Here is a 17,582-nt window from a genome sequence, read left to right as displayed (position 1 = left end):
CCACCTCATTGGAAGCATCAATGAATAACACGCTGGATGTCATTTTCCTTGGCAGTGACGATGCCAAGCACGCCAGGCTTGTGGATGCCTTGTCTCATCTGGGTTTCTGCGTGCGCCGCTGCCATGACCTGATCGAAGTCTATGACCGCTATTCTCGCCGACCCAGTCCGCTGGTCGTGCTGGATGCGCCGCTTTCCGACATCCACAACGCCGCCGTGCGCTTGCGGGCGGTGGACAGGGGCCTGGGCATCGTAGCCATCGCGGCTTTCGCCGACGCCGAAAGCCGCATCCGCACGCTGCTGTGCGGCGCCGACGCCTGCCTGTCTCCGGACGTGACCGGGCTGGAATTGGCGGCGGCACTACAGGCGCTGGTACGCCGGGCGGTCGGCCTTGACGGCATGGAAGCGGCGACCGAGTCGCACGCGGACGAACCGGCCGAAGAAAGCTGGCGCCTGGCCAACAAAGGCTGGACGCTGATCAGCCCGACCGGCCGCACGCTGGGCCTGACCACGGGCGAACGCGATTTCCTGTCGCGGCTGGTCACGGCGCCCGATCGCAAGATCAGCCGTGACGCGTTCTACGCCGACGGCGCGGACGATGCGGATAGCGGCATTACGCGCCGGCGCTTCGTGGATGTGATGATCAGCCGCTTGCGGCGCAAGGCGACCGCCAACCAGATGACCTTGCCGATCCGGGCCGTGCATGGCTGGGGCTATATGTTCGCCGCCGACATCGCGCTGGATCTTGACTATCGTGCAACGGGCGAAGAGAGTCGGCCGGACGGCCTGGAAGAGTGGCGCCGCGAAACCGAGGACGCCGGCGCGGCAAATTGATCGGGGCGCAAGGCCCTGGTGCGTTCAGACTGAACGGACAAAAAAACGCGGCGCTGCCCCCGAGAGGTAAGACGCCGCGCTAAAACAACACGTGAACCCGGAGTCATCAGCCGGCACTGATGCCTTCTACCTGGATCACGCGATTCCAACATTCGTGCCTCATACTGCTCACGCACGGTCCGACCGTGAACTTTTGCGCGGTCTCTAGTCCCCGCAAAAGCTGCAACGTGATCAACGCCTGGATGCTGGCCCTGCCCCGACTACTGGCTGACTAGCGCCCATATCAGCGGTTTTCCCACTTGGATAGCCGCTTGATGAACGAAGTTTATGACTTGGGCCCCGAATCCAGTAATTCTTTGTTGATAGCCTTCTATACATATTTGATATAGCAGAACCCTTCTTGTCATCGTCCTAAAATGCGGACTAAAGGACAGGTCCAATGCCCCCCATCTCCGTATCGCTGTTACGCCTGCACAAGAAAGTGCTGGCGCTGTTTCCTCCCAACTGGTGCCTCGCGATCCTGGTGGCGCTGGATGGCTACGCTTTCATGCATCCCGTGCTGCGCGAGGTTCGCGCGCGCGAATATTCGTTCTGGCTGGCGCTGGACAATTGGCATGAGGTCATGCGCGTGGTGGGCCTGCTGGAGTTTCCGCGCCTGGTGCTGGGCGTGGGCTTGCAGGTCATTGCCATCGGCCTGATCCTCAAAGCGCGTATCGCGTGGGCGTTCTCGCTGGTGCTGCTGATCGGCATCGGGACTTTTGCGATTCTTGATAACCGGGGCGGCGTGGGGCTGGGCGTCTACACAATGGTGCTGGTGATTGCGCTGGCCGTGTATTGGCGCCGCTTCGACCGCGCCAGCGTGACGGCCGGCTCACTGTTCGCACTGGTCAGCATCATGTCGCTGCTGATCTACGCCGTCTTCGGCACGCTGTACATGGGCGCGGAGTTCAACCCGCCCGTCACGGACGCGGGCACCGCGTTCTACTTCGCCATCGTGTCGATGTCGACGGTGGGCTACGGCGACATCACGCCGCACACCATCAACGCCAGGCTCTTCACCGCGTCGATTATCATCCTGGGCATTACCGTGTTCGCCACGTCCATCAGCGCCATCGCCGGGCCGGTGATCGGCGGCAACTTGAAACGGCTGGTCAAAGGCAGGTTCTCCACCGCCATGAGAAAAAACCACATCATCGTTGCGGGCGCCACACCGCTTGCGCTCAGTGTCTACGACGGCTTGCGCCGGCGTGGCGACGAAGTCACGGTCATCGTGCCGCCCGGCATGCCGCACGAATATCCCGCTGCCGCCGATCTGATCGAAGGCGATCCGTCCAGCGTGGAAGTGCTGCGCAACGCGGGCATCTCGCGCGCCCGCTACGTGCTGGCGCTGCGCGCGGACGATGCGGAAAACGCATTCATCGTATTGGCGGCCAAAGAGGCCACCGGCGAAGGCGGCGCCAAGACGGTAGCGCTCGTCAACACCAGCAAGCACCTGGAAAAGATCCGGCGCGTGCAACCGGACCTGGTCTTTTCAGTGCAGTTGCTCGGGGCTGAATTACTGGCGCGCGCCATCAATGGCGAACCGATGGACGGCCAGGCCATTGCCGACCTGTTCTTTGCCAAGGTGGAACCCGAGGCCAAGGCGACCTGATCGCGTCATCGGCCACATAGCCCCGAGCCCCGACCAGAGCAACCCGCTAGTGTTTACGCCGCTGGCGCGGCCGGCGGCTGCGTATCGGTCAACATGCCGACTTTCGCGCCCCCGGCGACCACCGACGTCGCGCCAGGCGGCGAGTGCTGCGCGTACCACGGCATGAACTCGGCGGCCGGCATCGGCCGTGCAAACAGATAGCCTTGAATGAACGCCACGCCACGCGCCGTCAGGTAGTCGAACTGGACCTGCGTTTCAACGCCTTCGGCCACCACCGCCAGATTCAGGCGATGCGACAAGGTGATGATCACATCCAGCACGGGCGCCTCTTCACCCGTGGGCAGGATCGATTGCACGAAGCCTTTATCGATCTTCAGATAATCCACCGGAAACTTCTGCAAGTAAGACAGCGAACAATGCCCGGTGCCGAAATCATCGATGGCCACGCGCACGCCGGCCGCGCGCAACGCATCGATGTTGCGCCGCGCCTGCCCGCTGTCCTGGATCAGGCTGCGCTCTGTGATCTCCAGCACCAGCAAGGGACGACGCGCGGCGACGTTTGCCAGGAAGGTCTGCATGTCGGGCACGAGCACGTTGCTGGACAGGTGCTCGGGCGCGATGTTCACGCCGATGTGAAAGTCGGGCGACGTCGTCCAGCTACGCATGTCGCGTTCGATCAGGCGCAGCAAGTGCTGCGTCAGCGGAATGATCATGCCCTCCGCTTCGGCGGCGGCGATGAAGATGTCGGGCCGCACGAAGCCCACGCCCGGACGGTTCCACCGCATCAGCGCTTCGGCGCCTTCGCACTGCCCGGTCAACTGTCCATACACGGGCTGGTAATACACCTGGAACTCATTAGCCAGCATCGCGCGGCGCAACTGCTCTTTGAACGACAGCCGGTTCAGTTGCAGCCGATACGCGGCAAAGGCCAGCCCCGCGCCGATCAGCAAGGTGGCGGGCAGATAGCTCCATAGCAACTGCTGCCACGCGTGCATCATGCTGGCCGTGGGCGCCCTGACATTGATCGTCAGCGCCACGCGGCCATCATTGCGCGTGATCTCGTCATACACGGGCTCGACTTCGGCGTCGTCGGCTTTCCAGGAGTCGCTTTGAATGGGCGCGCCCTTGCCCACGATCAGTTCAAGGCGGTAGTCGCCCAGCGTGCCCACGGCGTTGAGCAGGTCCAGCACGTAGCGCCCGTCCAGCGCGACCGCACCGCTGTATCCCGGCGCGCCGGGCTTGCCCAGCAGGATCGCCGGACGATCCGGCGCCATCGGCGTACCCGCCACCGAAAACATCCAGCGCTCGGGTGTGCCTTCGATGGGCCATTTTCGAAAATCGCCCAGCTCGGCGTCCACCTCGCCGACGATCGACGAGCAATAGATGTGCCGCTCGTTGGCAAGGATCAAGGCGCGGAAATACGGGTTCAGCGTGCCCCAGCGGCGCAGCAGCGGCAGTGCCTGCGCGCAAGGCTGCGGCGTCAATTCCGCGACTTCGTCCAGCACTGGCCAGGCTTGCGCCAATATGCTTTCGACCTGCACGCGCACGATCTGCGCGGCGGCTTCCGCTTCGGCGCGCTGCTGCTTCTTGGCGTGTATCCAGGTTCCCACCAGGCAAAGCAGGGCGGGAAGCACCAAGGCGAGCGCCACGGGCAGGTACCGCCAGGACGGCACGCGAACCGTCATTCCTGATGTGGCCAAAACCGCCTCGCTCAGTAGTCTTAGCAGCGCCAATGCCGCTTCGTCGCATGACACACCAAGCGCGGGGGTAACGTCAAGTTACTTTGCTGGCACAAATAGGCGGCGCAACCGGGCTGGTATTGCGGGTCCGCGCTGGGCTATTGTTGATCCACGCCGTGCGCGTGGCCCAGCCAACCGCGCCCCCGACGGCTTACAGGACTGATTCGTTACCCCTTACCACTTTGAGAAGGATGGATGATGAAGAAACCTACCACCTCGCCGCCCTCGGGAATCGCGGGCGCCAACGCCGCTTATTACCAGCGCCTGGCCCAGCTTGCCCAGGAAAGCCAGCAACGCTGGCTCGAACTGGGCCGCCGTCTGGCCGATCAACACACCGCTAACACGCAATCCACGCTGGCCCCGCTGCAACAAGGCGGCGACTGGCAATCGCTTGCCCCCGCGTTGGGCGACATCACACGCAAGCACTGGCAGGCGCAGCTGGAAGCCAGCCAGGCCATCACCCATGCCGCGCTGCAAGAGCAGGCCGCGCTGACCGCCGGCCTGGGCGAAGCCATGAGCGGCTGGTTCAAGCTGGCCACGGGCGGCGGCATCACGCCGGCCCCCTTCCCCATGTCGCAGATCTTCACGGCGATGACCGACCAGATGGCCGCTGCCTGCGCGGCCATGCGCGAGGCCAACCAACCCGGAGACCGCCATGACGGATAAACGCACCGCGCTCGTGACGGGCGGAGCTGGCGGCCTGGGCCGCGCCATCGCCATCGCGCTGCAAGAGGCCGGCCACGACGTCATCGCCACCTATCACACCAATGAAAGCGCCGCGCGCGCGTGGGCCGAAGAAGAGGCGTCGCAGGGCCGCCGCTTCACGCTGTACCCCGTGGACGTGGGCGACTACGCGTCGTGCCAGACGCTGATGCGCAAGCTGGATCACGATGGCCGCCAGATCGACATCCTGATCAACAATGCCGGCATCACGCGCGATGCGCGGCTGCGCAAGATGAGCCTGGAAAACTGGAACGAGGTCCTGCGCAGCAACCTGGACTCGATGTTCCACATGACGCAGCCGCTGTGTGGCGGCATGGCGGACCGGGGCTGGGGCCGCATCGTCAACATTTCGTCCGTCAATGGCAGCAAGGGTGCGTTCGGCCAGACCAATTACGCAGCGTCCAAGGCCGGCATCCATGGCTTCACCAAAGCGCTGGCGCTGGAATTGGCCAGCAAGGGCGTTACCGTCAACACGGTGTCACCCGGGTATCTGGACACGCGCATGGTGCAGGCCTTGCCCGAAGACGTGTTGAAGGAAAAGATCCTGCCGCAGATACCGGTAGGACGGCTGGGCCAACCCGAGGAAGTCGCCGCGCTGGTGGCGTTTCTTTGCAGCGAGCACGCGGGCTTCATGACGGGAAGCAACGTCGCCATCAACGGCGGCCAGCACATGTATTGATCGGCGTGCGTCGGGCCCGCTCGCGAATCCGATGAGCGGGGCGCTTGCAACGGCTCAGTGCGGGGCAGCGGCCGGGCGCGGGGAGGTCTGCGCGTTGCGCGCAATGCCGCCGCTGCGGGGCTTCACCCGTCCTGGCGCATGCGATGCATCGCAACCAGCGTCTTCTTGGTCTCGATGATGTGCGCCTCCACCAGGCGCGCGGCCAGTGCGCCGTCCTGCTGGCGGCACGCTTCCAGGATGCGGCGGTGATCCGATTGCGGGCCTTCCTTGCCGCTCGCCTGCGACATCATCTCGTGCGTGTAGCGGTCGGTGTTCAGACCGTATTCCTCGATCAGCCGGCGCAGCCGCGCGTTGTTCGCCGGCGCGCACAGCGCCAGATGAAACCGGCGGTTCAGCTCGGCCCATTGCGCGACAGTATCGGCCTCGTCGTAGGCATCGAGAATGGCTTGCAGCGCGTCCAGATCGGCCCGCGCCATGTTGGGCACGGCCGCGCGCACCGCAAAGCCTTCCAGCGCGATGCGAATGTCCAGCAATTCGCAGATCTGGTCCACGTCCATGTGAATGACGACCGCGCCCCGGTTCAGGCGATAGGCCACCAGGCCCTCGGTTTCCAGCTGGCGTAGCGCTTCGCGCACCGGGATGCGGCTGGCCTGAAAGCGCGTGGCCAGCGCATCCTGCTTGAGCGGCGTGCCCGCGGGCAAGGCGCCCGTCAGGATTTCATAGCGCAACTGGTCGCGGATGCGGTGCGGCAGGGCTTGGGCCTGATCTGGCCTGCCCTTTGATTGGGTGATGCTCATGACTCCTGGGTGCCTATGCGGCGAACGTCGATGAAGGGGGATCCAACGGCGGGCTCCCATCGTAGCCCAGGAAGCGGAATCGAAAACCGCCCTCCGCGCGGCCGCCCCACTATGTCCCCTGTACTGTTTTATGACGCCATCGGCGCGATGCTGTCCCCATCGAGTACAGGGCCGCTTCCCCTTGTGCTGCTTCGCTCTGAGCGCTTTCGCCCGCCAACTGATCCGCTTTTTTATTCGGTTTCTGAATCTGTACTACTCGACCTGCCGGATCTACTGTTGCCAGCGTAGGACACACGTTCATCAGGAAGACCACTATGCATGGCGACGCGCTATTGCTCGCCCGAATACAGTTCGGGTTCACCATTTCATTTCACATCGTATTTCCGGCCATCACGATCGGCCTGGCCAGCTATCTGGCCGTACTCGAAGGGCTGTGGCTGCGCACCGCCAAGCCCGTCTATCGAGACCTCTATCACTTCTGGACCAAGATCTTCGCCGTCAATTTCGGCATGGGCGTCGTATCCGGGCTGGTGATGGCCTACCAGTTCGGCACCAACTGGAGCTTTTTCTCGGACTTCGCCGGCAGCGTGACCGGACCGCTGCTGGCCTATGAAGTGCTCACCGCATTCTTCCTGGAAGCCGGCTTCCTGGGCGTGATGTTGTTCGGCTGGACGCGCGTGGGCCCCGGCCTGCATTTCTTCTCGACCATCATGGTGGCGCTGGGCACGCTGGTGTCCGCCACCTGGATCCTGGCGTCCAACAGCTGGATGCAGACGCCTGCCGGCTACGAGATCCTGGACGGGCGAGTCGTGCCCACCGACTGGCTCGCGGTGATCTTCAACCCCTCGTTCCCCTACCGCCTGGCGCACATGGGCATCGCCGCGTTCCTTGCGACCGCGTTGATGGTGGGCGCATCGGGCGCGTGGCATTTGCTGCGCGGCGACCGCAGCCCGGCCGTGAAGAAGATGTTCGCCATGGCGATGGGCATGCTGTTGCTGGTGGCGCCTCTGCAAGCGGTGGTGGGCGACTTTCACGGCTTGAATACGCTGAAGCATCAGCCGGCCAAGATCGCCGCGATCGAAGGGCATTGGGAAAACGAACCTGGCGCGGGCGTACCCCTGACGCTGTTCGGCTGGCCCGACATGGAGCGCGAAGAAACGCGCTTTGCGCTGGACGTGCCCCGGCTGGGCAGCCTGATCCTGACGCATAGCTGGGACGGCCAGTTTCCCGGCCTGAAGTCGTATCCGCCCGAAGACCGCCCCAACGCCACAGTGGTGTTCTGGTCGTTCCGCATCATGGCCGGACTGGGCATGCTGATGATCCTGCTGGCCGGCTGGGCGCTGTGGACGCGCTGGCGCGGCCGGCTGTATGAGTCGCGCGCGCTGCAACGCTTTGCGTTGTGGATGGGGCCGTCGGGCATGGTGGCGATGCTGGCGGGCTGGTACGTGACCGAGATCGGCCGGCAGCCCTGGATCGTCTATGGCGTGATGCGCACGGCCGATGCGGCCACGCCGCACGGCGTCGGAGAACTGACGCTGACGCTGGCCTTGTTCGTCGCGGTGTACCTGTTGGTGTTCGGCGCGGGCGTGTCGTACATGCTGCGTCTGATCCGCATGGGCCCCAGCCCCGCGCCGGGACACGCGCCGCTGTCGGGCGGGCCTGGCGAACCGCGCCAGCCGTCGCGCCCGCTGTCCGCCGCGTCAACCCAGGCGGGCATCGAACCCGCGCCACGCAAGCCTTCGGGAGTCTGACGCCATGGGCATCGACCTTGCTTTGATTTGGGCCGTCATCATCCTGTTCGGCGTGATGATGTACGTGGTCATGGATGGATTCGATCTTGGCATCGGCATCCTGTTTCCGCTGATCCGCGACCGCGAAGAACGCGACGTCATGGTCAACACCGTGGCGCCCGTCTGGGACGGCAACGAGACCTGGCTGGTGCTGGGCGGCGCTGGCCTGATGGCGGCGTTTCCACTGGCGTACTCGGTGATTCTCAGCGCGCTGCACCTGCCGCTGGTGTTCATGCTGCTGGGACTGGTGTTTCGTGGCGTGGCGTTTGAATTCCGCTTCAAGGCGGACGAACACCATCGCCCGTACTGGGACCGCGCCTTCGTGTTCGGTTCGGTCACGGCGACGTTCTTCCAGGGCGTGACGCTGGGCGCCTATATCGAAGGCATCCCCGTCGTGGGGCGCGCCTATCAGGGCGGCGCGTGGGACTGGATCAGCCCGTTCTCGATGTTCACGGGCTTAGGGCTGGTTGCCGGTTACGCGCTGCTGGGCTGCACCTGGCTCATCATGAAGACCGAAGGCCGGCTGCACCGCCACATGTGCGATATCGCGCGGCCGCTGACCTTGGGGCTGCTGGCCGTGATCGCGGTGTTGAGCGTCTGGACGCCGCTGGCGCAACCGCACATCGCACAGCGCTGGTTCAGCCTGCCCAACATGTTCTGGTTCTTTCCCGTGCCGGTGCTGGTGGCCGCCGCCGGCTTCGACCTGATCCGGCGCGTGCGCGGCACGCCCGCGTCCGGCCCGTTCATGCTGTCGCTGGCGCTGGTGTTCCTGGCCTACACCGGCCTGGGCATCAGCATCTGGCCCGCCATCATTCCGCCAGACATCTCGATCTGGACGGCGTCCGCGCCGCCGCAAAGCCAGGGTTTCGCTTTGGTCGGCGCGCTGCTGATCATTCCGATTATCCTGGTCTACACCGCCTGGTCGTACTACGTGTTTCGCGGCAAGGTCCGCACTGGCGAGGAGTTCCATTGATGTCGACTTCCGCTACCGCCACCCGCGCTGATCGCTTCAAACCCGCGACGCCATCGTGGCGCCGCCGCCTGCTCTGGCTTGCGCTGATCTGGGCCGCCAGCGTCGCCACGCTGGGTGTGGCCGCCTACGCGTTGCGGCTACTGATGCGCGCCGTCGGCATGTCCTTGTGAGCGCACGCACGATGAATACTCTGCTGCCACCCGCCCTTCTTCTTGAAACGGAATCGCCATGAAGCGCTATGAACGGCTGACCGAAGACATCACCGCCTCAATAAGCTCGGGCTTGCTGCAAGTGGGCGATCGCCTGCCCTCGGTACGGCAGACCAGCGCCAGCCGGGGCGTCAGCCCGTCCACGGTGTTCAAGGCCTACTACCTGCTGGAAGCGCGCGGCCTGATCCGCGCGCGCGACCGCTCTGGCTATTACGTGCTGCGCGCGCCGCACGCCGCGCTGCCTGAACCGGACGGCCTGTCCAGCGCCGCCGCCGGCCGCCACCCGGTGGACGTCAGCGACAACGTGCTGCAAGTGCTCAACGCCACCTTGCGCCGCGACATGCTGCCGTTTGGATCGGCCTTTCCCAGCCCGTCGCTGCTGCCCTACGCGCGGCTGGGAAAATTCATGGCGTCGGCGGCGCAGCGCCTGGATCCCTGGGGTTCCATCGACGACCTCAGCCCGGGCGATGCGGCGCTGCGCCGCGCCATCGCGCTGCGTTACCTGGCCGACGGCCTGACCGTGCCGGTGGACGACATCATCATCACCAACGGCGCGCTGGACGCGTTGAACCTCAGCCTGGCGGCGGTCACGCAGCCCGGCGATGCGGTCATCGTCGAATCGCCCACGTTCTATGCCGCGCTGCAATCGCTGGAACGCAACCAGCTGCATGCCATCGAAGTGGCCACGCATCCGCGCGAAGGCATCGACCTGCAAGCGCTGGAAAAGGCCATCGTGCAGCACCGGCCGCGCGCCTGCTGGCTGATGACTACGTTTCAGAATCCCATGGGCAGCCTCATGCCCGACAGCAAGAAGGAAGCGCTGGTCAAACTGCTGACGCGCCACGGCGTCGCGCTGATCGAAGACGACGTCTACGGCGAGCTGTACTTTGGCGAAACCCGGCCGCGCCCGGCCAAGGCGTTCGACAAGGAAGGCATCGTGATGCACTGCTCATCGTTCTCGAAAACGCTGGCGCCGGGGTATCGCGTGGGCTGGGTGGCGGGCGGCCGCTACACACGGCAGATCATGCGCAACAAGCTCACCACCAGCCTGGCCACCGCCGCGCCCACGCAGGCAGCCATCGCGGCCTATCTGGAAAAAGGCGGCTATGACCGCCACCTGCGTCAGTTCCGCCAGACGCTGGCCTTGCAGCAGGCCGAGCTGTTGCAGGCCGTGGCGCGCTACTTCCCCAGGGGCACGCGCGCCACGCGCCCGGCAGGCGGCTATTTCGTATGGGTGGAATTGCCCGCGCACATCGACACGCTGAAAGTGCATCGCGCGGCGCTGGATCACGGCATCAGCATCGCGCCGGGGCCGCTGTTCTCGTCGTCGGGGGCCTTCGGAAATTTCCTGCGGCTGAACCACGGCCATCCGTGGAGCGGCGACATGGAACAAGGCATGGCGACGCTGGGCAAGCTGATGGCGGGCGGTTAGCCGCCTGTTGCACGATCCGCGCGCGCCGCTTCGACCTCGCGCATCAGGTTGGCGACGTCGGCGCGCAAGGGCATGACCAATACGCCCTGGCGGTCGATGGCGCCCCATTGCCCGCCCGCCATGACGCTGTGCTCGCCCCCGGCCGTATAGACCTTGCGGCAGCCCTGGCACACCAGGGCCAGGCCGTCGCGAAAGCGGTCGACCCAATCGTAGGGCGTGGCCAGCACGCGGTTCAGCTGGGTGTCGTAGTAGGCCATGCCGCCTGACCACGGCCCGCGCGCCAGCCCGTCTTGAAAGTCGTCCGCGAAATTGTCGAAGGTGACGACGGCCGCCGATTTTCCATCGGGCCGCACCCATCGCCATGAGCCGTGCGTGTACACCGGCGACAGTTCGTCCGCATCGAAGTCCATGCTGGCCAGCGCCGGGGCCGCGAACGCTACCGTGTCGCCGTCCGGGCGCGCGCAGTGCTCGTTGGATTGCAACTCGCCGCCTTGCGCTTTGGCGGCGTACAGGCATTGCAGCGGATAGGCGGCGTCGGATGGGGCGGCGAGCGATGGGGCGGCGAAGGATGGGGCGGCAGGCGCAGCCGCCAGCAGGGAAACCAGCAGGGTCTTCAACATGCCGGAAATCCTAGCATGCGCCCAGCAAAGGACAAGGCTCGCGTCAGTTCACCGTCGCGCCCGAATCCTTCACCGCTTTGGCCCAGGCCGCCATCTCGTTCTGGATGAACGTGCCGAACGCCGCCGTGTTCAGGGTGGAGGCCGCCGCGCCCTCTTCCATCAGGCGCTGCTTGACCGAAGGCGCCGCCAGCGCGCCGCTCAATGCGGCGTTCAGTTTGGCGACCACCTCGGGCGGCGTGCCAGCGGGCGCGACCACGCCATGCCAGGACACGGCCTGGAAACCGGGCAGACCGGATTCAGCCATCGTGGGTATATCGGGCATGGCAGGCGAGCGCTCCGGCGACGTCACCGCCAATGCGCGCAGCGTCTTCGCTTTCACTTGCGGCAACACGCCGGGAATAGTGGTGAACATGAAATCGATCTGGCCGCCGATCAAGTCGGTGATGGCGGGACTGCCGCCCTTGTAAGCCACGTGCGTGAATTGCAGCTTGGCCTCGCTCTTGAACATCTCGCCGGCCAGATGGCCCGGCGTGCCCGCGCCCGCCGATCCCATGTTGGTCTTGTCGCCTTGCCCGCGTATGTAGGCGATGAGCTCTTGGACGTTGGCGGCCTTCACGTTCGGGCTGACCACCAGCACGTTGGGCACCGTCGCCAGCAACGTGACAGGCGTGAAGTCCTTGACCGCGTCATAGGAAATGCGCGAGTACAGAGACGGGTTGATGCCATGCGTGCTGGCCGTGGCCAGCAGCAGCACATAGCCGTCCGGCGCGGAGGACGCCACCTGCTTGGCCGCGATGGTGCCGTTGGCGCCGCCCTTGTTCTCGACGACGATGGTCTGGCCCAGCGTCTTGGCGGCTTCGGCCGCCACCGTGCGCGCCAGGATGTCCGACGTGCCGCCCGCCGAGTGCGGCACGACCAGCGTGATGGGCTTGGACGGATAGGACTGCGCGTGCGCCGCGTGCAGCGCAGGCAGCAGACAGGCGGCCAGCGCAAAGCGCGCCAGCAGGGGGTGGTAGGTCATGCAAGTCTCCTCGTTTGTAATGGGATGCGGCGGCCTCGCGGGTCGCCGTCATGGCTGCTTGGCGCGGGGCCGCGTCAGTCGGACCCCAGCTGCAATTTGTTGGGCTGGCGCTTTTCGATGGACCACTTGAGCAGCGCGGCCGAGCGGTAGATGCCGTGCGCGAACTTGCCGTAGGGCAAGGTCAGGAACAGCGCCATCACCACGCCCAGGTGTATGGCCAGCAGCAGCGCCATCGCGCCGCCATCGCGGCCGGCCAACAGCGCCAGGCCCGTTGCGCTGGTCAGGAACAGCAGCGCGATGAAGCCGCGATCCATCGGTTTTTGCGCGGCGTCGCCCTGTTGCGGATGACGCTTGATGTTCAGCCACAGCAGGCCGGCCGGCCCGATCAGCAGTCCGATGCCGCCTGCCGTGCCCAGCAGCACCGGCGCGCTCAAGACGGGATACGGCGCCTGCTGGCCCAGCAGATAGTGATAGAGCGTGGCCACACAGGTTGCCGCGAAGCACAGCATGAAGCCGTAGAACGTGAAGTGATGAAAGCGCCGCCGCCACAAGGTGAACGCATCGTCCGCGTTGTTGCAGCCCTTGCCGTGCCCGCCATCCAAGTAACGCAGGCGCAGCGCGTCGTGCGCGGCCTCGGCTACCGCCGCGCCCGAGGCCGCCCCCGGGCTGACGTTGCGCCAGAAGCGCGTCACGCCCACGCCCAGCGCCAGCATCGAAAAGCCGAACACCACGCCGAACATCAGCGCCAGCGTGTTGTGCGGAAACACCGCGTAGAAGTTGCCGGCCATCGGCTCATGGAACAAGCCGCCCGCCATCAACACGGCCAGCACCAGGAACAGCGCCAGGCCGGCAGCGGTGGCCAGCGACAAGGCCAGGCCGTTGCGCTTGTACAGCGCGCCCAGCGCGGGGGGCCAGGCGTAGTCGGTGTAGGTCTGGACCCGCACCTTGGCCATCGCCTGCGGCACGTTCACCGCGAATTCATGCGGCGGCGCGTATTGGCAGGCGTGCAGACAGGCGCCGCAGTTGTGGCACAGGTTGGCCAGGTAGTTCAGGTCCGCCTTGCCGAATTCCAGGCGGCGCGTCATGGCGGGAAACACCGCGCAAAAGCCTTCGCAATAACGGCAGGCGTTGCAGATCTGCATGACGCGCGCGACTTCGGCCTCATCGTCCGTCAACACGTCCGCCTGCGGCTTGGCGTTCTTGCCCAACCACTTGACGGGTTGTTCGACCATGGCCGGGGCCGAAGACGACGGCGCATGGGAAGTGGAAAACGACTGCGCCTCGCGGGCCAGGGCTTCAAGCTGCTTCATATCGTGCTCTTTGCATGAGTCTGGGCGCGCGCGGCGGCGGCGGCCCGGGTGCCGGCGATGCGGCCGAACGCCGTGCCGATGGACATGCCCACGCCAGCCGTATAGCCCTTGCCCAACACGTTGCCGGCCATCATCTCGCCGGCAACGAACAGGTTGTCGCTGGGGACGTTGTTAAAGCGCACGGCGGCGGTGTCGTCCACTTTCAATCCCAGGTAGGTGAACGTGATGCCGGGGCGCAGCGCGTAGCCATAGAACGGCGCGGTGTCGATGGGCCGGGCCCAATGCGTCTTGGCCGGCGCGATGCCTTCGGTGTGGCAGTCGTCCAGCGCGGTGTGATCGAACGTGCCGACGCGGCAGGCGGCGTTGTAGTCGCTCAGGGTCTTCGCGAAGGTGGCCGGGTCCAGCCCCAGCTTGTCGGCCAGTTCCGGCAGCGTATCGGCTTTGACGCCCGGAAAAACGGGCGGCATGAAGCGGCCGATGGCCTTGGCGTCGATGATGGAATAAGCGATCTGCCCGGGCTGCATGGCGGTGAGCCGGCCCCAGATGGCGTAGCGCTTGGGCCAGAAATCCTCGCCTTCGTCGTAGAAGCGCACGGCGTCGCGGTTGACCACCACGCCCAGCGATACGCAGTCGATGCGCGTGCAGATGCCGCCGTCGTACAGCGGCGCGCGCGCATCGATCGCCACGCAGTGCGATTGCGAAGGATCGCCGATGCCGTCCGCCCCCGCGTCCAGCATGAATTTCAGCAGCACGCCCATGTTGAAGCGCGTGCCACGGATGAGGAAGTTGTCGGCCGGCCATTCGCCGCGTTCGTTCTGGCCCCAGGCCTCGCGCAACCATTCGCGGTTGGATTCGAAGCCGCCTGCCGCCAGCACACAGGCGCGCGCTTCGATGCGTTCGTCGCCGATGCGCGCGGCCTTGAAGCGGCCATCTTCCAGTTCCAGCGCATCGACCGGCGCGTTGTAGCGGATCTGTACGCCCAGCGCTTCGGCGCTGCGGTAATAGGCGTTCACCAGCGCCTTGCCGCCGCCCATGAAAAAGGCGTTGGTGCGCGCCACGTGCAACGCGCCCGACAGCGGCGGCTGGAAGTTCACGCCGTGGCGGCGCATCCAGTCTCGACAGGTGGAGGATTCGCGGATGACCAGCCGCGCCAGATGTTCGTTGGTCTGCCCGCCCGTGACCTTGAGCAGGTCTTGCCAATATTCCTCTTCGGGATACGCCTCGACCAGCACGTCTTGCGGCGCGTCGTGCATGCAGCGCAGATTGCGCGTGTGCTGCGAATTGCCGCCACGCCATTCACGCGGCGCGGCTTCCAGCAGCATCACGCTGGCGCCTGCTTCACGCGCCATCAGGGCCGCGCACAGCGCCGCATTGCCCCCACCCACCACCAAGACGTCAACCATGCCATCGTCCCCAAATGTAGGGGACGACTGTACCGACGGGGCCGCGCCTGCGATATCAGGCGGGCGTCAACGGGTATTCACGAATCGTGAAGGGTCACGACGGCCCATTTGCCCTCGCGCGCCAAGGTGCGCGAGACGTCGGCCAGCACCAGCCGGGCGGCCAGCGCGGCGGGCGAAAGTTCGTCGTCGGACAGGCTGACCAGCAGATTCGGCCGGAACAGCTGCGCGTCATCGATGCGCGCCATGTGCAGTTGGCCCGGCGCGATGCGCGCCGTGGCCGAACTGGGCTGGATGGTGGCGGCGCTGCCCAGCTGCACCACGTCCATCAACAGCGAAAGGCCATCGACTTCGGCCACCACGCGCGGCGTCTGGCCCAATTGCAGGAACGCGTTGTTGACCAGCGCGCGCAGGCCATGGCGCGGGCTGGGCAGCACCAGCGGCAGGTGCGCGATGTCGGCAAGCCGAGTGGTCTGGCCGGCCGGCAGCTCGGGCATGTCGCGGCGCGCGCACAGGAACAAGGGTTCGTCCAGCAGCGGCATGATGCTCCAGCGGCGTGCGGATTCGGCCTGGAACACGATGGCAAGGTCCAGCAGGCGGCCGTTGAGCATGTCCGCCAGATGGCCCGACAGCGCCTCGACCAGATGCAGCCGGATGTCGGGATAGCGCTCGTTCATGGCTTGCAGGAACGGCGCGCCCAGGATGGCGGCGGTGGTGGACGACAGGCCCACGCTGACGTGGCCGGCCAGCCGCGCCTGCTGCGCGGCCTGCACCGCGTCGTCCGCATGGCGCAGCGCCAGTTGCGCCTGCCGGAAAAACGCCAGCCCCGCGTCCGTGGGCACCACGCCGCTGGCGCTGCGTTGCAGCAGCCGCGTCGACAGCTCGCCTTCCAGCCGGCTGATCTGCTGGCTGAGGGCGGAGGTGACCATGCCGATGGACATCGCCGCGCGGCCGATGCTGCCTGCCTCGACCACGCGCACGAAGTACCGCAGCTGGCGCAGTTCCATGCCTAGCTGCTCGGAATGGTCAGGCCGCGCACCACGGCCGGACGCGCGACAAACGTTTCCAGCACGCGCGCCACGTTCTTGAACTGCTGGAACCCGACCAGCTCGCCCGCTTCGTAGAAGCCGACCAGATTGCGCACCCACGGGAAGATCGCGATGTCGGCAATGGTGTATTCGTCGCCCATGACCCAATCGCGGCCTTGCAGGCGTTGGTCCAGCACGGCCAGCAGGCGCTTGGCTTCGGCCACGTAACGGTCGCGCGGGCGCTTGTCCTCGTACTCTTTGCCGGCGAACTTATGGAAAAAGCCCAGCTGGCCGAACATGGGGCCGATACCGCCCATCTGGAACATCAGCCATTGCAGCGTCTCGTAGCGTTCCGCCGTGTCCACCGGAATGAACTGGCCGGTCTTGCTGGCCAGGTAGACCAGGATGGCGCCCGATTCGAACAGCGCCAGCGGCTTGCCGCCCGGGCCGTTGGGGTCAAGGATGGCCGGGATCTTGTTGTTCGGGCTGAGGGACAGGAATTCCGGCGAGAGCTGATCCTGCTTGTCGAAGGCGACCCGATGCGGCTCGTAGGGCAAGCCGATTTCCTCCAGCAATATCGACACTTTCACGCCGTTGGGCGTGGGCAGCGAATACAGCTGGATGCGGTCGGGGTGCTGGGCGGGCCACTTCTTGGTGATGGCGAACGAGTCTAGGGAGGTCATGCGGGGTTTCTCCAGGGCGGGCGGAAATCGTGTCGGGAAGATTGCGCCGACAATCCTAGCGCAAACGGGGGCAAATTCCGCTGAAAACCCCCAGGGTTGTCCCGTTGGACTGCGCCCTGCCCGGTCGGCCAGTCAGGCTGGCCGGGGGCCGGCCAGCCTCCACAAGGCCCACCGCGCCGCCGTCGTCGCCACGGCGATCGGCAGCACCAGGCGCCATTGCGCCAGGAACAATTCACGCGTGGCTTCGCCGGGCCCCCAGGTGTTGCCGAAAACGACCGGGGCGGGCGGCGCCAGGTACAGCGCCAGCAGCGCCGCTGCCAGGAACAGCAGCGCGCGGCCGGGGCCGCCCAGGCGTGCCCGGGTCAGCCGTTCAAGGACCCAGGACAGCAGCAAACCTGCCACACCCGCCAGCACGGCGTCGGCGTAGAAATCGCGGGAGGTGTAGAGGTAGGGCGCATCGGGCACCGCCCAGCCGTAGGCGCCAGTGGTCAGCAGCGAGGTCAGGCAAGCGCCAAAGAGCGCGGCGGCGGCGGCCAGCAGGATGAGATCGCAAAGACGAAGCAGAGCGGAGGGCATGACGTTCAAGGATGGACGGCGGACGGCGCAGCATGCCACAAGGCGCGCGGGGTGGGAAAAAAGCGGGTCGATCGATGCCGGGAAATGCGCGGCACGGCCAGCGGCTGCGCTACATTGA

17 protein-coding genes are annotated in these 17,582 nt (G+C 65.8%); 8 read left to right on the top strand and 9 right to left on the bottom strand.

The features are described 5' to 3' along the window. The first annotated feature begins 20 nt into the window (after positions 1 to 20). Entirely contained in the window at positions 21 to 833 is an 813-nt protein-coding gene (locus tag API01S_RS14005; RefSeq protein WP_061304890.1) for a winged helix-turn-helix domain-containing protein, read from the top strand. Between the two features lie 439 nt (positions 834 to 1,272). Further along, positions 1,273 to 2,484: a voltage-gated potassium channel protein gene (gene kch, locus API01S_RS14000; protein WP_061304887.1), complete on the top strand. Its 1,212-nt coding sequence runs from the start codon at positions 1,273 to 1,275 to the stop codon at positions 2,482 to 2,484. A gap of 53 nt (positions 2,485 to 2,537) precedes the next feature. On the opposite strand, the gene API01S_RS13995 is transcribed toward kch, so the two are convergent. Further along, complete coding sequence (locus API01S_RS13995) at positions 2,538 to 4,157, bottom strand: EAL domain-containing protein (RefSeq protein ID WP_322788523.1); 1,620 nt, start codon at positions 4,155 to 4,157, stop codon at positions 2,538 to 2,540. Between the two features lie 261 nt (positions 4,158 to 4,418). Between API01S_RS13995 and API01S_RS13990 the strand changes: the two genes are divergently transcribed. Further along, positions 4,419 to 4,889, top strand: a complete 471-nt coding sequence (locus tag API01S_RS13990) for a hypothetical protein (RefSeq protein WP_006221766.1) — start codon at positions 4,419 to 4,421, stop codon at positions 4,887 to 4,889. Next, positions 4,879 to 5,625, top strand: coding sequence for an acetoacetyl-CoA reductase (gene phbB, locus API01S_RS13985; protein ID WP_061304883.1), 747 nt, complete (start codon positions 4,879 to 4,881; stop codon positions 5,623 to 5,625). Before API01S_RS13990 ends, phbB begins: the two co-directional genes overlap by 11 nt. Before the next feature lie 122 nt (positions 5,626 to 5,747). Here phbB and API01S_RS13980 read toward each other — a convergent pair whose 3' ends face one another. Continuing rightward, the gene (locus API01S_RS13980) at positions 5,748 to 6,422 is read right to left on the bottom strand and encodes a GntR family transcriptional regulator (RefSeq protein WP_006221768.1); all 675 of its coding nucleotides are present in this window, start codon (positions 6,420 to 6,422) and stop codon (positions 5,748 to 5,750) included. A 314-nt stretch (positions 6,423 to 6,736) separates the two neighbouring features. On the opposite strand from API01S_RS13980, the gene API01S_RS13975 reads away from it, so the two are divergent. Genes API01S_RS13975 through API01S_RS13965 form a run of 4 tightly spaced genes read left to right on the top strand, consistent with a single transcriptional unit; the run spans position 6,737 to position 10,826 of the window. Continuing rightward, positions 6,737 to 8,173, top strand: coding sequence for a cytochrome ubiquinol oxidase subunit I (locus tag API01S_RS13975; RefSeq protein ID WP_061304882.1), 1,437 nt, complete (start codon positions 6,737 to 6,739; stop codon positions 8,171 to 8,173). A gap of 4 nt (positions 8,174 to 8,177) precedes the next feature. Continuing rightward, on the top strand, positions 8,178 to 9,185 hold the full coding sequence (cydB, locus tag API01S_RS13970) for a cytochrome d ubiquinol oxidase subunit II (protein WP_061304880.1): 1,008 nt from the start codon (positions 8,178 to 8,180) through the stop codon (positions 9,183 to 9,185). Beyond that, positions 9,185 to 9,355, top strand: coding sequence for a DUF2474 domain-containing protein (locus API01S_RS28845; protein ID WP_084802427.1), 171 nt, complete (start codon positions 9,185 to 9,187; stop codon positions 9,353 to 9,355). Before cydB ends, API01S_RS28845 begins: the two co-directional genes overlap by 1 nt. A gap of 58 nt (positions 9,356 to 9,413) precedes the next feature. Next, positions 9,414 to 10,826, top strand: a complete 1,413-nt coding sequence (locus API01S_RS13965; RefSeq protein ID WP_006221772.1) for an aminotransferase-like domain-containing protein — start codon at positions 9,414 to 9,416, stop codon at positions 10,824 to 10,826. Here API01S_RS13965 and API01S_RS13960 read toward each other — a convergent pair. The 7 genes from API01S_RS13960 to API01S_RS13930 all read right to left on the bottom strand — a co-directional run bounded on the left by API01S_RS13960 (position 10,823) and on the right by API01S_RS13930 (position 17,464). Further along, positions 10,823 to 11,446, bottom strand: a complete 624-nt coding sequence (locus API01S_RS13960) for a WG repeat-containing protein (RefSeq protein WP_061304878.1) — start codon at positions 11,444 to 11,446, stop codon at positions 10,823 to 10,825. The genes API01S_RS13965 and API01S_RS13960 overlap by 4 nt on opposite strands. A gap of 43 nt (positions 11,447 to 11,489) precedes the next feature. Beyond that, positions 11,490 to 12,467: a Bug family tripartite tricarboxylate transporter substrate binding protein gene (locus API01S_RS13955; protein WP_061304876.1), complete on the bottom strand. Its 978-nt coding sequence runs from the start codon at positions 12,465 to 12,467 to the stop codon at positions 11,490 to 11,492. Positions 12,468 to 12,541: 74 nt separating this feature from the next. Beyond that, positions 12,542 to 13,777 (bottom strand): tricarballylate utilization 4Fe-4S protein TcuB, encoded by a 1,236-nt coding sequence (gene tcuB / locus API01S_RS13950; RefSeq protein ID WP_006221775.1) that lies wholly within the window; start codon positions 13,775 to 13,777, stop codon positions 12,542 to 12,544. Continuing rightward, positions 13,774 to 15,180 (bottom strand): FAD-dependent tricarballylate dehydrogenase TcuA, encoded by a 1,407-nt coding sequence (gene tcuA / locus API01S_RS13945; protein WP_061304875.1) that lies wholly within the window; start codon positions 15,178 to 15,180, stop codon positions 13,774 to 13,776. Before tcuA ends, tcuB begins: the two co-directional genes overlap by 4 nt. A gap of 77 nt (positions 15,181 to 15,257) precedes the next feature. After that, positions 15,258 to 16,184 (bottom strand): LysR family transcriptional regulator, encoded by a 927-nt coding sequence (locus API01S_RS13940; RefSeq protein ID WP_006221777.1) that lies wholly within the window; start codon positions 16,182 to 16,184, stop codon positions 15,258 to 15,260. Positions 16,185 to 16,186: 2 nt separating this feature from the next. Beyond that, positions 16,187 to 16,888: a glutathione binding-like protein gene (locus API01S_RS13935; RefSeq protein WP_006221778.1), complete on the bottom strand. Its 702-nt coding sequence runs from the start codon at positions 16,886 to 16,888 to the stop codon at positions 16,187 to 16,189. 132 nt (positions 16,889 to 17,020) lie between these two features. Then, a complete protein-coding gene (locus API01S_RS13930; RefSeq protein WP_061304873.1) occupies positions 17,021 to 17,464 on the bottom strand; it encodes a hypothetical protein in 444 nt (147 codons plus the stop codon). Positions 17,465 to 17,582 lie beyond the last annotated feature (118 nt).

The sequence above is a fragment of the Achromobacter piechaudii NBRC 102461 genome, assembly GCF_001571245.1.
GTDB classification, from domain to species: Bacteria; Pseudomonadota; Gammaproteobacteria; order Burkholderiales; family Burkholderiaceae_B; genus Achromobacter; species Achromobacter piechaudii.
This window is presented reverse-complemented; position numbering and strand designations above follow the sequence as displayed.

Coding starts and splice junctions, on each gene's coding strand:
- API01S_RS14005 (WP_061304890.1), top strand. CDS start 21: ATGAATAACACGCTGGATGTCATTTTCCTTGGCAGTGACGATGCCAAG.
- kch (WP_061304887.1), top strand. CDS start 1,273: ATGCCCCCCATCTCCGTATCGCTGTTACGCCTGCACAAGAAAGTGCTG.
- API01S_RS13990 (WP_006221766.1), top strand. CDS start 4,419: ATGATGAAGAAACCTACCACCTCGCCGCCCTCGGGAATCGCGGGCGCC.
- phbB (WP_061304883.1), top strand. CDS start 4,879: ATGACGGATAAACGCACCGCGCTCGTGACGGGCGGAGCTGGCGGCCTG.
- API01S_RS13980 (WP_006221768.1), bottom strand. CDS start 6,422: ATGAGCATCACCCAATCAAAGGGCAGGCCAGATCAGGCCCAAGCCCTG.
- API01S_RS13975 (WP_061304882.1), top strand. CDS start 6,737: ATGCATGGCGACGCGCTATTGCTCGCCCGAATACAGTTCGGGTTCACC.
- cydB (WP_061304880.1), top strand. CDS start 8,178: ATGGGCATCGACCTTGCTTTGATTTGGGCCGTCATCATCCTGTTCGGC.
- API01S_RS28845 (WP_084802427.1), top strand. CDS start 9,185: ATGTCGACTTCCGCTACCGCCACCCGCGCTGATCGCTTCAAACCCGCG.
- API01S_RS13965 (WP_006221772.1), top strand. CDS start 9,414: ATGAAGCGCTATGAACGGCTGACCGAAGACATCACCGCCTCAATAAGC.
- API01S_RS13960 (WP_061304878.1), bottom strand. CDS start 11,446: ATGTTGAAGACCCTGCTGGTTTCCCTGCTGGCGGCTGCGCCTGCCGCC.
- API01S_RS13955 (WP_061304876.1), bottom strand. CDS start 12,467: ATGACCTACCACCCCCTGCTGGCGCGCTTTGCGCTGGCCGCCTGTCTG.
- tcuB (WP_006221775.1), bottom strand. CDS start 13,777: ATGAAGCAGCTTGAAGCCCTGGCCCGCGAGGCGCAGTCGTTTTCCACT.
- tcuA (WP_061304875.1), bottom strand. CDS start 15,180: ATGGTTGACGTCTTGGTGGTGGGTGGGGGCAATGCGGCGCTGTGCGCG.
- API01S_RS13940 (WP_006221777.1), bottom strand. CDS start 16,184: ATGGAACTGCGCCAGCTGCGGTACTTCGTGCGCGTGGTCGAGGCAGGC.
- API01S_RS13935 (WP_006221778.1), bottom strand. CDS start 16,888: ATGACCTCCCTAGACTCGTTCGCCATCACCAAGAAGTGGCCCGCCCAG.
- API01S_RS13930 (WP_061304873.1), bottom strand. CDS start 17,464: ATGCCCTCCGCTCTGCTTCGTCTTTGCGATCTCATCCTGCTGGCCGCC.